Source organism: Leisingera sp. ANG-S5 (assembly GCF_000813925.1).
GTDB lineage: Bacteria > Pseudomonadota > Alphaproteobacteria > Rhodobacterales > Rhodobacteraceae > Leisingera.
In genome coordinates this window covers 182330-197168 of the sequence record NZ_JWLH01000001.1, presented here as the reverse complement: position 1 = coordinate 197168, position 14839 = coordinate 182330, and the positions used below count along the sequence as shown (strand labels likewise).

Here is a 14839-nt window from a genome sequence, read left to right as displayed (position 1 = left end):
CACAGAACCTGATTCATTGGATCAAAAACATTCGTTTTAAAAATATGCCACAGAGGCCCATATTCATCAACACAATTGATCACCCAGAAGGGATGCATCACAATCTCAACTGAAGGACCAAGCCCATGACCCTCGCAACCTCTGCCTGCACCACCTCTTGCCACCGCGTGAAACCGCAGCTTTCCCTGACCGCACGCCTGCGGCTGCATCTGGCTGCCTGGCGCCAGCGCCGCCAGCTGTCCCGGCTGGATGACCGCGCGCTGGAGGACATCGGCGTGACCCGCGCCCAGGCGGACGCGGAGGCCCGCGGCGGGTTCTGGAAGGCGCCGGATCACTGGAGTTTCTGAGTAAGCTCCGACTTTACCGTGCGCACCTTTGCAGACGGGCCGCTTCAACGCGGCCCGTTTTGTTGTTTTTCATGTATTTCTTTGTCCGAAATACTTGAACCGAACTCCGCTTCACCCGATATTTGGCAGGAAAGCTGCGGCCCGCGGTCCTGTTCGTGTGCCGGCAGCGAGGGAGTAGATTACGGAGACCATTCCAAATGGCACAATTCGATACCATCCGCTCTGCCGCCGGCGCCCGCGCCCAGCAGATTGATGAGGGCCTCCGCGCCCATATGAACAAAGTCTATGCCACCATGTCGGCAGGCACGTTCATCACCTTCCTGGCCGCCTGGGCGATTGCCGGGCTGGCTGTTACTTCTGACCCGGCCAACGCCGTGGCCCAGCTGAGCGCTGACAAATACCTGACCAACATCGGCTATGCGCTTTATGCCTCGCCGCTGAAGTGGGTGATCATGTTTGCCCCGCTGGCCTTCATCTTCGGCATCGGTGCCGCCGCCAACCGTATGTCCGCGGCCGGCGTGCAGCTGCTGTTCTATGTCTTTGCCACCGTGATGGGCCTGTCGATCAGCTCGATCTTCCTGGTCTTCACCGGCGAAAGCATCGTGCAGGTGTTCCTGATCACCTCCATCGCCTTTGCGGGCCTGTCGCTGGTGGGTTACACCACCAAGAAGGACCTTAGCGGCATGGGTTCCTTCCTGATCATGGGCCTGATCGGCCTGATCGTGGCCTCGATCGTCAACATCTTCCTGGCGTCCTCCGCCATGGCGTTTGCTATCTCGGTGATCGGCGTGCTGATCTTTGCGGGCCTGACCGCATATGACACCCAGCGCATCAAGAACGACTACCTGCAAATGGCCCATGCCGGCGACCAGGAGTGGCTGGCAAAGTCCGCGATCATGGGCGCGCTGAGCCTGTATCTGGACTTCATCAACATGTTCATGATGCTGCTCCAGCTGCTTGGCAACCGCGAATAACCGCAGGCCACATTCCAAACAGCGAGGGGCGGATCTCAACGATCCGCCCCTTTTCATTTGAACAACAATAACAAGGGGAACACCCATGAAAATCATTGAGATCCCGGCGTCCGAGGCAGGCCGTTTGCTGCCATTGTTGCAGGGCTTGCACGCACTGCACGCGGAACATCAGCCGGAGAGGCATGTACCGGCCCCTGGCAGCGACGATCTGGCTGCCTGGCTGCAGGACTGGCTGCAGGAGGACAACGTCCATGCACTAGCTGCTGAGAGCCCGCAGGGGGCGCTGCTGGGCTACCTGATTTATGAACTGCAGGACCGCCCCGCCCTGCCCATCAGGGCGGCGGAGAAACGCGCCATGCTGCACCATATCTCCGTCACCGAAGCCTGGCGCCGGATGGGTGTTGGCAAGGCGCTGGTGGAAGCCATGAGGACGCGGGCGCTGGCGGAAGGCGCGACCGTGGTTGCGGCCACCTATGCGCCGTTCAACAGCGCCTCCGCCGCGCTGATGCAGGGCATGGGGATGGAACCTGTGCTGACCGTGGCAGAGTGGCGCGCCTGAGGTCAGCCCCCGGAACAGTCGAGGCCGGCGGAGATGGCAACAATGCCCTGGCGGCCCGCAAGCTCACTGAGGCCGCCGTACACGCGGCAGCCTGAGACGCTGCGGATCAAGTTCAGCAATTGCACCTCGGCAATCTCAGGCAATACAGGCACCGCACTGGTTCCGGCTGCGCTCAGCACCGCAATACCGGCGCTGCCCTCGCGCATCACACTGAGGGCCAGCCTGCGTCCGTTGATGCCGACGCTATGCTCGGCAACCACCTGACGGGCTGTCCCGCCCTCCCCGGCAGTTCCAGCTGCGGGCAAAGGCTCAACGCTGACCGCCGGGGGCAGCGGCACCGCCGCCTTGGTCTCAAAGAAACTGGAAACCGGTGCCCCGGCCACTGACATTACCGCTGCCAAGAAGAAAACCCGCACTGCACATCCACCCGTCACTTGTTCACCCTGGCGTCAGGCTAGGCGTAAAATGGGGCGAGAAGGTGCCGGGGCGCGGGATAATGCGCGCAGTATTTTCCGACAATTGAAGGCAGCAGGCCCGCGGACAACATGCCCCAAAAGAAAACGGGCCGCGCAGCGCGACCCGTTTCCGGAAATCAGTCAGTAAGGAAGGCTTACTTGATTTTGCCTTCTTTGTACTCGACGTGCTTGCGCACAACCGGGTCATACTTACGCACAACCATTTTCTCGGTCATGGTGCGTGCGTTTTTCTTGGTCACATAGAAGTGGCCGGTGCCCGCGCTCGAGTTCAGGCGGATCTTGATGGTGGTCGGCTTCGCCATGGTGCTTCTCCTGCGTCCGAAAAGGCAGGGGCCTCTCGGTAAATTCCTATCTGAAGCCCGGCTTTTACCCGCCCTGTGCCCCAAGTCAACAGCCAAATCGCCCGGAAGCCGCCGCGGAAGGCCAAATCTGCCGCCCCAGACGGCAGAACCGGGATTTTAGGCTGCTTCCCCCAGCAAGGACACGGTGAAACATGGCCTTAACAGCTGTTTGCCCCATTTCATTGGCATAACCCGCCGCGCCACATACCGAAAGCCCTGCTGATGCCTGAGCAAGGGGACCCCCGCCAGACAGATCCGCAACCGAATCTTCTGGTGCGCGCTGTGGCCCGCTTGAAGGTCTCGTTGCGGTACAAACTTCTGGCGGCCTTTCTGACCGGAACCGGGCTGGTGATTGCTCTCGCAGTGCTTGGGCTGCAAACACTGCAGCAGGCGAATGAGCGGACCCGGCAGCTGATCAGGGACCAGCAGCAAATCGCGGCCTACAACCGGTTTTACCAAAGCGCGGGCGACTCGCTGGCCTTTGCCTTGGCCAGCATTTCAGAGACGCCGGGCCGCATGGGTCTGCCCGTGGCACAGGCCTTGAATGAAGCCAATGACCTGACGGTCATTGTCGCCCGTTATGTCCGGCAAGTGGAACGGCAAAATCTGCCGAGGGATCCCCGGCTTTCTGCTCTGCAGCGGACTGTGCAGCGCCTGCCGCCGGTCGCATCGGCGCTCGCACAGGCGCGGCAGTCCGGCGGCACCGCAGGAGTTGCCGAACTGGTCGAGAAGCAGTTTACCCCGATTGCACTGAGCATTCAGCGCGACGCCTATACAATCGCAAAGGACATAGAGGCCCGGATGAACCTGCGTGCGCAGGAAACGGCCCGCGCCTATGTGCGTGCCCGCGCCCTGGTTATCGGGGCGTGCGTGGCCGCGGTGCTGCTGTCGCTGCTGGCGGGCTATGCAATTTCCTCCTCGGTGCTGTGGCCGGTGGAGCAGATCGGCCGCACTCTCGGTGCTGTCGCCTCCGGAAACTTCACCGCCCGGGCCAAAATTTCAAACCAGGATGAATTCGGCGGGCTTGCACGTAACGTCAACAGCATGAGCCGGGAGCTGGGCGCGCTGTATGAGGAAGTCAATGCGCAGAAGGAAGAACTGCAATCCTGGAACAGCCAGCTGGAGCGCAAGGTGGCGCAGCAGGTCGCAGAACTGGAACGGACCAACAGGCTGCGCCGCTTCCTGCCGGAGCCAGTGGCGGCGATGATCGTGAACGCGGGCGGCGGCAGCACCCTGCTGAACAGCCAGCGCCGCACCGTGACGGTTCTGTTTGCCGACCTGCGTGGCTTTACCGCCTTTGCCAGTGCGGTGCCCCCTGAGCAGGTGATCGCCGCGCTCAACGCCTTCCATCAGGCCTCTGGCCCGCTGATCGAGGAGGCCGGCGGCACTCTGGAGCGGTTTCTGGGTGACGGCCTGCTGGTCCTGTTCAACGCGCCATTGCCCTGCGAGGATCCGGCCAAGCGGGCGCTGACACTAGCGCAGCAGATGCAGGCAGCCTTTCCGGATGCCGTGAAACCGTTCCAAACCGGCAGCAGCCTGATCGGCTTGGGGATCGGGATTGCCACTGGCGAGGCAACACTGGGGCAAATCGGTTTCGAAGGGCGGCTGGACTATGCCGCCATTGGCGCAGCGCCCAATCTGGCAGCCAGGCTGTGCGACAAGGCAGACAGCGGAAAGATCCTGCTGTGCGAGACAACAGCCCAGGCCATAGGTGCGGGTTTGCAAGAGGCCGGAGAGTTCGATTTGAAGGGCATTCCCGGGCCGGCCATCGTCTATGAGCCGATTAAACGCGCAGAAGGCCTGTAAGCCGGATCCTGTCCCCCCTGCCCCGTAAGGCAGGGATCGATGGCCATTCATCTAGGCGGCGCATTGCTGCGCCGCTCAAGCTGCCAACCCGGTCCCTCTCGGCTGAAGCGAACCTAGCGGCGGTTTTCCGGCGGACCGGAACCTGCCCGCGCGGGGACCCTATTTGGCATTGCTCCCGGTGGGGCTTGCCGTGCCGCCCCTGTTGCCAGGGGCGCGGTGGGCTCTTACCCCACCGTTTCACCCTTACCAGCCCGGAGGCTGGCGGTCTGTTTTCTGTGGCGCTTTCCGTCGGGTTTCCCCGCCCGGGCATTACCCGGCACCGCTGCTTCATGGAGTCCGGACTTTCCTCGCGGAGCGGACGCTCCCCGCGGCCATCCAGCCTTCTGCGCGGGGTGAGGCGTAGGAACAACGGCGCGCGGCGTCAAGCGGATAGTTCGGCGGCAGGGGCATTGCCCCTCTTGGCCCCGGGGCCAATTCACCCCTGGGTATTGCAAACCAGAAAGAAGCCCGCCGGTCTCTTAGGCAAGCGGCAGGAAATCTTCAGCAGAGAGCGGGCCGCGCGCCCAGGGGCGGAACCGGAGGCGCACGGCGGCCAGCAGCGTTTCATCATCGGAAGGCGCCGTGAAACCGGCGGTGGCGGCGGCGGCGCGGAAGTGCGCGAAGGTCACCGTCTGCGGCAGAGGTGCGCCCCCGCCATCCGCAGCCAGGCCCTGCCGGGCCAGGCGCGCCCAGTCAAAGCGGGGACCCGGGTCGCATTTGCGCCCCGGCGCCATGCAGGAATGGCCGATCACGCCCGCAGGCGGGATATTCCAGCGTTGCATGATGCCCCGCATCAAATCTTCCAGCCCCGCCATCTGCAGCGCGCTGAAAGGATGGGTACCGAGGTTGTCGAGCTCAATGCCGATGGAACGGGAGTTGATATCCTCCTGCCCGGCCCACTCGCCTGCCCCCGCGTGCCAGGCCCGGCTGTCCTCGGCCACCATCTGCCAGAGGGTCCCATCCGCGCCGATCAGGTAGTGGGCGGAGACCTCTGCTGCCGGATCGCAAAGCCGCTCCAGCGCCGCACGCGCACTTTCCATAGCGGTGTAGTGCAAAACAATCAGGGACGGTGTCAGACCGTCCCTGCGCGGCCCGAAGTTCGGGCTGGGATGCCAAATGGCGCCTGGCTGATCAGCCCTGCCCATATCAGGCGTCATCAGTTCTGGACGGCCAGCCGGTACGGGGCCGGATCCCAGCCGCAGGCAAAGCCGTCTCCGTCCGGGTCCAGCACCTTGCGGTCCCGCTGAGGGCCGCCGCTTTCGAGGAACGCGATCTGGGCCTGATCCGGCGACGCAAACTCGGCGCAGTTGCGCGCGCTGCGGGCCTTCAGGTTGATGCCTGCGCGGGTATAAAGACGCACACCCTTGGGGTTGGAGGTGCTGAGCGCGTATTTGACGATGTTCGGCCCGGTATCGCCGGCCCGCTGCGGCACGGCAGTGGGCTGCACCTGCTGGTACTGCGACCGCTGGCGCTCAAGCCGGGCGGCATCGCTTTCGATCGACTGGCGGGAGGCAACCGCCTCAAAGTCATTCTCGTCCGAAATACTGGCGTTGCCGATCAGCGCCGGCGCCGGGTTGGAGGGGCTCGCATCCAGCGGTGCAGTGCCGGTGCTGGAACTGCTGCGCGAGGCGGCCAGGGCTGCCTCTGTCTGGCGGGCGATATCGGCATCGCTGGACGCCGCCGCAGCGGTGCTGAAGGTACCGGCCGAAGTGGTGGCGGCAGCGCTGCGTGGCGCCGCCCCTGACGGGGACGGCACCGACTCGGTGGATACCCGCGCCGGCGGCACCAGCGGATCGCCATTGATGGTGGTGCCTGCGGCCGGCGGCGGCGCAAACGGGTCGCCGTCGATGCCAACGCCCGCGGCGCTGTCCGGAACCTGGGGGGAACAGGCAGCCATAACCAGAAGGCTGCCTGCGGCGGCGTAAGATGCGAATGCGCGCATGGGGTACCTGTCAGCTCTGCTCAATTGCTTGCGCAGAGGTTTACCACCATTGCTGCGGTTTGGCTACAAAGCCGGCCGCATTCTCCAGCGCATAGGCAGTGTTCAGCAGATCACCCTCTTCCCAGGGCTTGCCGATCAGCTGCAGACCCAGCGGCAGGCCCTGGCTGTCCAGCCCTGCGGGCACCGCGACACCCGGCAGGCCCGCCAGGTTCACGGTGACGGTGAACACGTCGTTCAGGTACATCTGCACCGGATCCGCTTCGATCATCTCACCCAGGCCAAAGGCCGCGGAGGGGGTGGCCGGGGTCAGGATTGCGTCGACACCGGCAGCAAAAGCGTCCTCGAAGTCCTTCTTGATCAGGGTGCGGACACGGCGGGCGCGATTGTAGTAGGCGTCGTAGAAGCCGGCCGACAGCACGTAGGTGCCGACCATCACGCGGCGCTGCACTTCGTGGCCGAAGCCCTCGGCGCGGGTCTTCTCGTACATCTCGGTGATGCCGTCGCCTGCTTCCAGCGTGGCGCGGCGGCCATAGCGGACGCCATCGTAACGGGCGAGGTTCGAGGAGGCCTCGGCCGGGGCAATCACGTAATAGGCGGGCAGCGCGTACTTAGTATGCGGCAGCGAGATGTCGACGATCTCGGCGCCTGCTGCTTTCAGCATCTCGGCACCATCGGACCACAGTTTCTCGATTTCACCCGGCATGCCGTCCATGCGGTATTCCTTGGGGATACCGATCTTCTTGCCGCGGATGTCGCCGGTCAGCATCGCCTCGAAATCCGGAACCGCCAGTTCGGCAGAGGTCGAATCCTTCGGGTCGTGGCCGCACATGGTTTCCAGCATGATGGCAGCGTCGCGCACCGACTTGGTCATCGGGCCGGCCTGATCCAGCGAGGAGGCAAAGGCAACGATGCCCCAGCGCGAGCAGCGGCCGTAGGTCGGCTTGATGCCGACAGTGCCGGTGAAGGCCGCAGGCTGGCGGATCGAGCCGCCGGTGTCGGTGCCGGTGGCCGCCAGGCAGAGGTCGGCGGCAACGGCTGAGGCGGAACCGCCGGAGGAGCCGCCCGGGGTCAGCTGGGCCTCGTCATTGCCGCGGCGCCATGGGCTGACGGCATTGCCGTAGACGGAGGTTTCGTTGGAGGAGCCCATGGCGAATTCGTCCATGTTCAGCTTGCCCAGCATGACGGAGCCGGCATCGGCCAGTTTCTGGCTGACGGTGGATTCATACTCCGGCTTGAAGCCTTCGAGAATCTTGGAAGCCGCCTGCGAGGGCACGCCCTTGGTGCAGAACAGATCCTTGATGCCGATCGGCAGGCCGCACATTGAGGGGGCATCGCCCGCCTTGATGCGCTCGTCCGCAGCCTTGGCGCGTTCCATTGCCAGCTCAGGCGTCTTGTGCACGAAGGCATTGAGCGCATCAGCCGCGTCGATTGCCTTGAGGCAGGCCTCGGTCAGTTCAACGGAGGTGGTATCGCCCTTGCGCAGCGCATCGCGGGCCTCTGCCAGGCCCAGTTTGTTCAGATCGCTCATGTCTCTTACTCCACGACTTTGGGCACTGCGAAGAAGCCTTCGCGGGCGTCCGGCGCATTGGCCAGCACCTTATCCTGCTGGCTGCCGTCGGTGACTTCATCCACCCGGCGCTTCAGGCGCTGCGGGGTGACGGAGGTCATCGGCTCGACGCCCTCGACATCCACCTCGTTCAGCTGCTCGATGAAGCCCAGGATGTTGTTGAACTCGTCTGCCAGCGCCGGCAGAGCGTCGTCCTCGACCTTGATCCGGGCCAGTTTGGCCACCTTGGCGGCGGTGCTTTGGTCAATCGACATGGAAACCCTCATCTGGTGTTGGGTAGGCATTTACCGCCGTGCCGCCTGCGCTGCAAGCCTGCAACGGGTGGCCGGGCGGCAATCAGACCCGCAGGCATAATTTCCGGCACGTCCGCATTCCTTTTCGCCCGCAGCCTGTTAGGCTGCCGCCAACGACAACAGCAAGGCCAACGGGAGGAAAAACCGATGAAGATCATTTGGCTGGGCCACGGCTCATTCCGTATCGAAACAAGCGGCCTGGTGCTGCTGGTGGACCCCTGGCTGAGCGGCAACCCGGTCTTGCCCGAAGAAAGCCACGATGCGGCGGTTGCAGGTGCCACTCATATCCTGCTGACCCACGTGCATTTCGACCATGTGGTGGACGTGCTGCCCTTGGCGAAGCGGCTTGAGGTGCCGGTGGTGGGGCAATACGACCTGATGGGTCTCTGGGGCGAGACCGAGGGCGTGCAGACTACCGGGTTCAACAAGGGCGGCACGGTGGACCTCGGCGGCGTCAAGGTTGCGATGGTTCCGGCCTCCCACAGCTCCACCTTCAACACCCAGGACGGGCTGCGCACCGGCGGTTCGGAAGTGGGCTACATGCTGATGGCGGAGGGCAAGACGGTCTACCTGTCCGGCGACACCGCGATCATGGCCGACATGGAGTGGATGGGCAATTACTACAAGCCGGACGTTGGCATCCTGTCGGCAGGCGGCCATTTCACCATGGACATGAAACAAGCCGCCTATGCGGCGAAGCGTTATTTCAATTTCAAAACGGTGATTCCCTGCCACTACAAGAGCTTCCCGGTCCTGGAGCAGGACGCCAAGGACCTGACCGAAGGGCTGCCCGGCGTCGATGTCATTGAGCCGGAAGTGATGAAGGCAATCGAAGTCTGAGCCGCGCGGTGTAAAGGCACTCTCCCGCCCGTCGCCGGATCTGTCAGGCAGATCCGCTCCCGTTGGGCGTGGCGCCGGGCCTGCGGCCCGGCGCGGACGCGTTTCAAGCCGCCGGTTTCGTCTGCGGCACGGTGAACGCCTCGCGCGCTGCAGCCGCCCTTTCCCGGCAGATGCAGCCACGGGCGTGGTCGTTGATCAGCCCCATCGCCTGCATGAAGGCAAAGGCGGTAGTGGGGCCGACAAATTTCCAGCCGCGTTTCTTGAGCGCCTTCGACAGCGCCACGGATTCAGGACTGGTGGAGACGGTCTGCGGCTCCAGCAAGTCTTCCGCCTTCGGCTCGAAACTCCAGAAAAACGCTGCCAGCGAGCCCGCCTCCGCCACCAGCTCCTGGGCGCGCGCAGCATTGTTGATCACCGCTTCGATCTTGCCGCGGTGGCGGATGATGCCTTTGTCCTGCAGCAGCCGTTCCACATCCGCTACGCCGAATTTCGCCATCTCGTTGAAATCAAACCCGGCAAAAGCGGCGCGGAAGTTCTCGCGCTTGTCCAGAATGGTCCGCCAACTGAGACCGGACTGGAAGCTTTCCAGGCACACCTTCTCGAACAGGCGGATATCCTCGCCCACCGGATAGCCCCATTCCTCGTCGTGGTACCGCAGGAAATCCGGCGCCGAGTCAGCCCAGGCACAGCGGGGATGGCCATCGGCGGCTGTGAAAATGCGGCTCATTCGCCGCCCCGCAGGAAATCCAGCCGGGGATCCATCATGGTCGGCGCCACGCCGATGATCTCCGGCTCCACCACGCCGCCGGTCACAAAAGGATCCTGCGCGACACGGGCGAACAGGTCCTCCTCGCTTTCGCCCACGGCGAGGATCGCGCCGCCCTCGCCATCGGTCATGGAGCCGGCAGCAAGAAAAACCCCGTCCTCGAACCCCTGCTGCAGCCAGGCTTTGTGGCCATCCAGAAACTCGGCCAGGCGGCCCTTCTGCTCTGCAAATGTCAGCAAAATGAAATACATGTTTGTCTCCTGTGATGCGTATTAACGGGGATAATCCTGTGGCAGCTGACCGCGTAGCCAGTCCTGCATCAGCGCCACTTCGCGGTTGATGAAATCCACATCGCCAAAAGCCTGAGCCAGCGTTGCAGCCCCCTGACTGCGTGCCAGCAGGTGCATGGCCAGGGCATCCGATTCCGTGCCGCAGCCCAGCTCCTCGAACTGGCAGCAGAGCCACGTCCGGAACAGGGTAAAAACCGCATTTGCCTGATCCTGCGCCGCATGGTTCAGCTTGCCAAGCTCCGCAACCAGCGTGCCGACCGGACAGCCGTACAGGGTGATCTTGGCCTGGTTGGCGATCAGGATGCGAATGAAGCAGATGATCCGCTGCTCCGGGCCGGCGCCTTCCGCCTGCCAGGTGTTCAACATGGTGCGGGTCGAAGCCAAGCGGCGCGCGATCACCGCTTCAAGGATCTCGTCCTTGGTTTTGAAATGATAATAGAAATTGCCGCGCGAGATGCCGACCGCCGCGGCGATATCCGCAAACGACGTCGCCTCGAACCCGCGTTCATAGAACAGCTGGTCCGCGGCCTCAGCGATCCTGTCTTTGGTTGCTGGCTGTGGCATCTCCACCCCTAGGATGTTTGACCTAAATGCAAACTAGGACATTTGACCTACAGGTACAACCGGCCAGCGAAGCGACGGCACGTCACATGCTCCATGATCAGCGTTTGCCGGCAAAGAACTCCTTGAGCAGCGCGCTGGCCTCGCCTTCGGCAATCCCGTCATAGACCTCAGGCGCGTGATGCGCCTGCGGATGGGAGAACACACAGGCGCCATGCGCCACGCCGCCGGACTTGGGATCAGCGGCGCCGTAGTACACCCGGCGGATGCGTGCGGCGGCGATGGCCGCGGCGCACATCGCGCAGGGCTCCAGCGTCACATAGAGGTCGTAGCCCGTGAGCCGCTCGCTGCCCAAGGCGGCACAGGCCGCGCGGATGGTCAGAATCTCGGCGTGGGCGGTGGGATCGTTCAGTTCGCGGGTGCGGTTGCCTGCCAGCGCCGCCACCTGCCCGTCCGGCGCGATCAGCGCGGCACCCACGGGAACCTCGCCGCGTTCTGCCGCCGCCCGCGCCTCAGCCAGCGCCTTATCCATATGCGATTTGAATGCCATACGCTCCGCTCAGCTTGAATGCAGCAAGGCTATACACTTAGAAAAGTTTCGGCCCGGCGGCAACGCCGGGCAGCGCCCGTCCGCCCCCATGGGCGGGCGCTTCGTTTCCCGCCCGCGGCCGGGCTCTGCCCTCACCACACTTTGCCCGCCCTCGATTGCCCGCTTTCGCAAGGCGGCGGAATGCTCTATGGCACGGGCATGAGCAAAACACCCGCATCCCCCAAGGGCAAACCGGCCCCGAAATCCCAGCCCCGCAAAGCGCCTTCCAAACCCGAAGGCGCCGCGCCTGAGGGCGACCGCATCGCCAAGGTCCTGTCGCGCGCCGGCGTTGCCTCGCGCCGCGAAGCCGAGCGCATGATTGCGGAGGGCCGCGTTTCGGTGAACGGCAAGAAGATCGACAGCCCGGCGCTGAACGTGACCGCGGCAGACCGGATCAGTGTCGACGGCCAGCCGCTTCCGGAGGCCGAGGCGCCGCGGATGTGGCTGTATTACAAGCCCACCGGCCTGGTGACGTCGAACAGCGACGAAAAAGGCCGCAAGACGATCTTTGACGAGCTGCCGGAGGATATGCCGCGGGTCATGACGGTCGGCCGGCTCGACCTCAACTCCGAAGGTCTCTTGCTGCTGACCAACGACGGCGGCATCAAGCGCAAGCTGGAGCTGCCCGCCACCGGCTGGCTGCGCCGCTACCGGGTGCGGATCAACGGCCGCCCCAAAGACGAGGATTTTGCCCCGTTGCGCAAGGGCCTAGTGATTGAGGGGGAGAAGTTCCAGCCGATGACCGTGTCGCTGGACCGCCAGCAGGGCGCAAATGCCTGGCTGACCGTGGGCCTGCGCGAGGGCAAGAACCGTGAAATCCGCCGCGCGATGGAGGATATCGGCTATACCGTGAACCGGCTGCTGCGGGTGTCCTACGGGCCGTTCCAGTTGGGCGACTTGAAACCGGGCGACGTGGAAGAACTGCGTCCGCGTGTGGTGCGCGATCAGCTGGGGCTTGAACCGGAAGAGGAAAAGCCGGTCGGCCGCCCCACCCGGTCCCGCGGCGGCAAGCCTGCTGGCCGGCCTATGGGTAAGCCAGGCGGCAAACCGGCTGGCAAGGCACCGGCGAAAACCGGCAAACCGGGCGGCAAGCCTGCAGCACCGCGCAGCGACCGCCCCACCCAGCGCGGCGGCGGCAAGCGTCCGATCGGCAAGAATCCCCGCCGCTGAGCCAATTCCCGCAGACTTCCCCCTAGCAACACCGCCTGCTATCCCCTAGATTTCCAATCAGTTAGTCTTCGCTGGCGGTCTGGGGGGCCTTTCGCGTGCAGAAACTTGCCTATGCTGCCCTGTTGATCCTGATGTTCGGCCTCAGCACCGGCTGGATCGTGGGGGGCTGACCGCATGGCACAGCGTTACGGCGGCAAGTTCAGCCCGGATGGGAAGCCCGCAGATCAGGACACACCTCCGCAGCAATCCTTCCGCAACGCCCAGGTGGACCCGGTTGGCATGCGCGCCAACCTGATGTTCCTGCCGCCCGCCATCCTGACATTGCTTTCCCTGAACGACGGCGCCACCGGACTTGCGCTGGGGCTGATCGGCGCGGGGCTTTGGACCGGCGGCGCCTTCCTGCTGCGCGAGGGGCTGAAGGCCGAAGCCGCCTACGGCGCCCGCAAGGTTGCACGCAAACCCGCCCTGCCCCGCAAGATCCTGGCGGCGCTACTAACGGGCGGCGGCGCGGCGCTGGCGGCCTGGAAGGCCGAACCCGGCATTCTGATTGCCGCCATCTATGGCACCGCAGCAGCGGGGCTGCACGTCACCGCCTTTGGCATCGACCCGCTGCACGACAAGGGCGTGGAAGGTGTCGACGATTTCCAGCAGTCCCGGGTCGCCCGCGCGGTGGATGAGGCGGAGCAGAGCCTGGCCGCGATGAAGGACGCTGCCCTGCGCGCCCGCGACCGCGGGGTCGAAGCGCGGGTGGAACAGTTCCAGTCCGTCGCCCGCGAGCTGTTCCGCACGGTGGAGGAAGACCCGCGCGACCTGACCGCCGCCCGCAAGTACCTGACCGTCTATTTGCAGGGCGCCCGCGATGCGACGGTGAAATTCGCCGATATCTATGCCCGCAGCCAGGACGCCCAGGCCCGCGCCGATTACCTGGCACTGCTGGACGATCTGGAACAAAACTTTGCCGCGCGCACCCGCAAAATGCTGGTGGAGGACCGCACGGACCTGACCATTGAAATTGATGTGCTGCGCGACCGGTTGCAGCGTGAAGGGGTCCATCTGGACCAGAACTGATTAAGGGGAGCCATTCATGTCTGAAGCCGTTCAACAAAAGGCCGCCCAGGCCGAAGCCTTGGTCACCGAAGTCACCGCCATCGAACTGCCCGAACCCGTGGCAGAGGTTCAGCCCCTGGAACAGGCCGATGAACCGACCAGTGAGGCGATCCGGCAGCGGATGGACCAGATCGACATGGACGACACCAACTCGATCATCCATTTCGGCTCTGCCGCACAGGCTGAACTGCAGACCATCAGCCAGGCAATGCTGTCTGACGTCCGCAACAAGGACGTGGGGCCTGCGGGGGACTCCTTACGCAATATCGTGGCCACGATCCGCGGCTTTTCGGTCTCCGAACTGGACGTGCGCCGCAAGGCGACCTTCTGGGAGCGGCTTCTGGGCAAGGCGACGCCCTTCGTGAAATTCACCGCGCGCTATGAAACCGTGCAGGGGCAGATCGACCGGATCACCGACGACCTCCTGGGCCACGAGCACACCCTGCTGAAAGACATCAAATCGCTCGATCTTCTCTATGAAAAGACGCTGCAATTCTATGATGAGCTGGCACTCTATATTGCCGCAGGCGAAGCCAAGCTGGCAGAACTGGACGGCACCGCCATCCCGGCCAAGGAAGCCGAGGTGCAGGCAGCCCCCGAAGGCGATCAGGTGATGAAGGCGCAGGAGCTGCGCGACTTGCGTGCCGCCCGCGATGACTTGGAGCGGCGGGTGCATGACCTGAAGCTGACCCGCCAGGTCACCATGCAGTCGCTGCCCTCGATCCGGCTGGTGCAGGAAAACGACAAGTCGCTGGTGACCAAGATCAACTCCACCCTGGTGAACACCGTGCCGCTGTGGGAAACTCAGCTGGCGCAGGCCCTGACCATCCAGCGTTCGGCCCAGGCCGCGGCGGCAGTGCGCGATGCCAATGACCTGACCAATGAACTCCTGACCTCCAACGCCGCCAACCTGCGCCAATCGAACGAGATGATCCGCAAGGAAATGGAGCGCGGAGTGTTTGATATCGAAGCGGTGAAACAGGCCAATGCGGATCTGATCGGCACCATTCAGGACAGTCTCAAGATCGCCGACGAGGGCAAGGCCAAACGCGCTGCCGCCGAGGAAGATCTGCAGAAAATGGAAGCGGAGTTGCGCGATACGCTGGCCGCTGCCAAGGCGCGGCGCGACGGGGTTGGCGACAACGCCGGCACCGCTGTGCCGGGTTAAGAAA

The 14839-nt window shown here is 64.0% G+C and carries 18 protein-coding genes, 1 other RNA gene and 2 pseudogenes; 9 read left to right on the top strand and 12 right to left on the bottom strand.

Translation table 11 applies throughout. The annotated features are described in order from the left end of the window. Positions 1-125: 125 nt before the first annotated feature. From RA25_RS00980 to RA25_RS00970, 3 genes are all read left to right on the top strand, one after another. Positions 126-347: a DUF1127 domain-containing protein gene (locus RA25_RS00980; protein WP_039169502.1), complete on the top strand. Its 222-nt coding sequence runs from the start codon at positions 126-128 to the stop codon at positions 345-347. A gap of 197 nt (positions 348-544) precedes the next feature. Continuing rightward, complete coding sequence (locus tag RA25_RS00975; protein ID WP_019295727.1) at positions 545-1321, top strand: Bax inhibitor-1/YccA family protein; 777 nt, start codon at positions 545-547, stop codon at positions 1319-1321. An 85-nt stretch (positions 1322-1406) separates the two neighbouring features. Further along, a complete protein-coding gene (locus RA25_RS00970) occupies positions 1407-1880 on the top strand; it encodes a GNAT family N-acetyltransferase (RefSeq protein ID WP_039169500.1) in 474 nt (157 codons plus the stop codon). 2 nt (positions 1881-1882) lie between these two features. Here RA25_RS00970 and RA25_RS00965 read toward each other — a convergent pair whose 3' ends face one another. Together RA25_RS00965 and rpmG are read right to left on the bottom strand one after the other, a co-directional pair. Next, a complete protein-coding gene (locus RA25_RS00965; protein ID WP_019295729.1) occupies positions 1883-2269 on the bottom strand; it encodes a hypothetical protein in 387 nt (128 codons plus the stop codon). A gap of 221 nt (positions 2270-2490) precedes the next feature. After that, positions 2491-2658 carry a 50S ribosomal protein L33 gene (rpmG, locus tag RA25_RS00960; protein WP_008554190.1) on the bottom strand — a complete coding sequence of 56 codons (168 nt, stop codon included), beginning with the start codon at positions 2656-2658 and terminating at the stop codon, positions 2491-2493. A 261-nt stretch (positions 2659-2919) separates the two neighbouring features. On the opposite strand from rpmG, the pseudogene RA25_RS23485 reads away from it, so the two are divergent. Then, positions 2920-3696: pseudogene (locus RA25_RS23485) on the top strand (hypothetical protein); the annotation flags it as partial. On the opposite strand, the gene RA25_RS23170 reads toward RA25_RS23485, so the two are convergent. After that, the gene (locus RA25_RS23170) at positions 3697-4047 is read right to left on the bottom strand and encodes a hypothetical protein (protein WP_082023015.1); all 351 of its coding nucleotides are present in this window, start codon (positions 4045-4047) and stop codon (positions 3697-3699) included. On the opposite strand from RA25_RS23170, the pseudogene RA25_RS23480 reads away from it, so the two are divergent. Further along, positions 3955-4398, top strand: a pseudogene (locus RA25_RS23480) (adenylate/guanylate cyclase domain-containing protein); the annotation flags it as partial. The gene RA25_RS23170 and the pseudogene RA25_RS23480 sit on opposite strands and share 93 nt — an antisense overlap. Before the next feature lie 86 nt (positions 4399-4484). Here RA25_RS23480 and rnpB read toward each other — a convergent pair. The 5 genes from rnpB to gatC all read right to left on the bottom strand — a co-directional run bounded on the left by rnpB (position 4485) and on the right by gatC (position 8305). After that, positions 4485-4890: RNase P RNA component class A (rnpB, locus tag RA25_RS22065), an RNA gene on the bottom strand. A 131-nt stretch (positions 4891-5021) separates the two neighbouring features. Further along, the gene (locus tag RA25_RS00950) at positions 5022-5699 is read right to left on the bottom strand and encodes an N-acetylmuramoyl-L-alanine amidase (protein WP_039169498.1); all 678 of its coding nucleotides are present in this window, start codon (positions 5697-5699) and stop codon (positions 5022-5024) included. Beyond that, the gene (locus tag RA25_RS00945) at positions 5699-6484 is read right to left on the bottom strand and encodes a hypothetical protein (RefSeq protein WP_039169496.1); all 786 of its coding nucleotides are present in this window, start codon (positions 6482-6484) and stop codon (positions 5699-5701) included. The genes RA25_RS00950 and RA25_RS00945 overlap by 1 nt, the downstream gene beginning before the upstream one ends. A gap of 40 nt (positions 6485-6524) precedes the next feature. Then, a complete protein-coding gene (gene gatA / locus RA25_RS00940; protein WP_039169494.1) occupies positions 6525-8012 on the bottom strand; it encodes an Asp-tRNA(Asn)/Glu-tRNA(Gln) amidotransferase subunit GatA in 1488 nt (495 codons plus the stop codon). A 5-nt stretch (positions 8013-8017) separates the two neighbouring features. Then, positions 8018-8305, bottom strand: a complete 288-nt coding sequence (gene gatC / locus RA25_RS00935; protein WP_039149048.1) for an Asp-tRNA(Asn)/Glu-tRNA(Gln) amidotransferase subunit GatC — start codon at positions 8303-8305, stop codon at positions 8018-8020. Between the two features lie 186 nt (positions 8306-8491). On the opposite strand from gatC, the gene RA25_RS00930 reads away from it, so the two are divergent. After that, complete coding sequence (locus tag RA25_RS00930) at positions 8492-9184, top strand: metal-dependent hydrolase (protein WP_039169492.1); 693 nt, start codon at positions 8492-8494, stop codon at positions 9182-9184. 103 nt (positions 9185-9287) lie between these two features. Here RA25_RS00930 and RA25_RS00925 read toward each other — a convergent pair whose 3' ends face one another. The 4 genes from RA25_RS00925 to RA25_RS00910 form a co-directional block, all read right to left on the bottom strand. Beyond that, on the bottom strand, positions 9288-9911 hold the full coding sequence (locus RA25_RS00925) for a DNA-3-methyladenine glycosylase I (protein WP_039169490.1): 624 nt from the start codon (positions 9909-9911) through the stop codon (positions 9288-9290). Continuing rightward, a complete protein-coding gene (locus RA25_RS00920) occupies positions 9908-10201 on the bottom strand; it encodes a YciI family protein (RefSeq protein ID WP_019295737.1) in 294 nt (97 codons plus the stop codon). The genes RA25_RS00925 and RA25_RS00920 overlap by 4 nt, the downstream gene beginning before the upstream one ends. 21 nt (positions 10202-10222) lie before the next feature. Further along, complete coding sequence (locus tag RA25_RS00915; protein ID WP_039169488.1) at positions 10223-10804, bottom strand: TetR/AcrR family transcriptional regulator; 582 nt, start codon at positions 10802-10804, stop codon at positions 10223-10225. A gap of 97 nt (positions 10805-10901) precedes the next feature. Beyond that, a complete protein-coding gene (locus RA25_RS00910; protein ID WP_039149059.1) occupies positions 10902-11351 on the bottom strand; it encodes a nucleoside deaminase in 450 nt (149 codons plus the stop codon). 198 nt (positions 11352-11549) lie between these two features. Between RA25_RS00910 and RA25_RS00905 the strand changes: the two genes are divergently transcribed. The 3 genes from RA25_RS00905 (at position 11550) to RA25_RS00895 (ending at position 14835) form a co-directional block, all read left to right on the top strand. Then, entirely contained in the window at positions 11550-12560 is a 1011-nt protein-coding gene (locus RA25_RS00905; RefSeq protein ID WP_039170250.1) for a pseudouridine synthase, read from the top strand. 174 nt (positions 12561-12734) lie between these two features. Beyond that, positions 12735-13628 carry a 5-bromo-4-chloroindolyl phosphate hydrolysis family protein gene (locus tag RA25_RS00900; RefSeq protein WP_039169487.1) on the top strand — a complete coding sequence of 298 codons (894 nt, stop codon included), beginning with the start codon at positions 12735-12737 and terminating at the stop codon, positions 13626-13628. Positions 13629-13644: 16 nt separating this feature from the next. Further along, the gene (locus RA25_RS00895; RefSeq protein WP_039149064.1) at positions 13645-14835 is read left to right on the top strand and encodes a toxic anion resistance protein; all 1191 of its coding nucleotides are present in this window, start codon (positions 13645-13647) and stop codon (positions 14833-14835) included. Positions 14836-14839: the final 4 nt, after the last annotated feature.

Excerpts from the sequence above, each read along its gene's own strand:
- RA25_RS00980 (WP_039169502.1), top strand. The coding sequence starts at position 126 with ATGACCCTCGCAACCTCTGCCTGCACCACCTCTTGCCACCGCGTGAAA.
- RA25_RS00975 (WP_019295727.1), top strand. The coding sequence starts at position 545 with ATGGCACAATTCGATACCATCCGCTCTGCCGCCGGCGCCCGCGCCCAG.
- RA25_RS00970 (WP_039169500.1), top strand. The coding sequence starts at position 1,407 with ATGAAAATCATTGAGATCCCGGCGTCCGAGGCAGGCCGTTTGCTGCCA.
- RA25_RS00965 (WP_019295729.1), bottom strand. The coding sequence starts at position 2,269 with ATGTCAGTGGCCGGGGCACCGGTTTCCAGTTTCTTTGAGACCAAGGCG.
- rpmG (WP_008554190.1), bottom strand. The coding sequence starts at position 2,658 with ATGGCGAAGCCGACCACCATCAAGATCCGCCTGAACTCGAGCGCGGGC.
- RA25_RS23170 (WP_082023015.1), bottom strand. The coding sequence starts at position 4,047 with ATGGAAGGCGTTGAGCGCGGCGATCACCTGCTCAGGGGGCACCGCACT.
- RA25_RS00950 (WP_039169498.1), bottom strand. The coding sequence starts at position 5,699 with ATGACGCCTGATATGGGCAGGGCTGATCAGCCAGGCGCCATTTGGCAT.
- RA25_RS00945 (WP_039169496.1), bottom strand. The coding sequence starts at position 6,484 with ATGCGCGCATTCGCATCTTACGCCGCCGCAGGCAGCCTTCTGGTTATG.
- gatA (WP_039169494.1), bottom strand. The coding sequence starts at position 8,012 with ATGAGCGATCTGAACAAACTGGGCCTGGCAGAGGCCCGCGATGCGCTG.
- gatC (WP_039149048.1), bottom strand. The coding sequence starts at position 8,305 with ATGTCGATTGACCAAAGCACCGCCGCCAAGGTGGCCAAACTGGCCCGG.
- RA25_RS00930 (WP_039169492.1), top strand. The coding sequence starts at position 8,492 with ATGAAGATCATTTGGCTGGGCCACGGCTCATTCCGTATCGAAACAAGC.
- RA25_RS00925 (WP_039169490.1), bottom strand. The coding sequence starts at position 9,911 with ATGAGCCGCATTTTCACAGCCGCCGATGGCCATCCCCGCTGTGCCTGG.
- RA25_RS00920 (WP_019295737.1), bottom strand. The coding sequence starts at position 10,201 with ATGTATTTCATTTTGCTGACATTTGCAGAGCAGAAGGGCCGCCTGGCC.
- RA25_RS00915 (WP_039169488.1), bottom strand. The coding sequence starts at position 10,804 with ATGCCACAGCCAGCAACCAAAGACAGGATCGCTGAGGCCGCGGACCAG.
- RA25_RS00910 (WP_039149059.1), bottom strand. The coding sequence starts at position 11,351 with ATGGCATTCAAATCGCATATGGATAAGGCGCTGGCTGAGGCGCGGGCG.
- RA25_RS00905 (WP_039170250.1), top strand. The coding sequence starts at position 11,550 with ATGAGCAAAACACCCGCATCCCCCAAGGGCAAACCGGCCCCGAAATCC.
- RA25_RS00900 (WP_039169487.1), top strand. The coding sequence starts at position 12,735 with ATGGCACAGCGTTACGGCGGCAAGTTCAGCCCGGATGGGAAGCCCGCA.
- RA25_RS00895 (WP_039149064.1), top strand. The coding sequence starts at position 13,645 with ATGTCTGAAGCCGTTCAACAAAAGGCCGCCCAGGCCGAAGCCTTGGTC.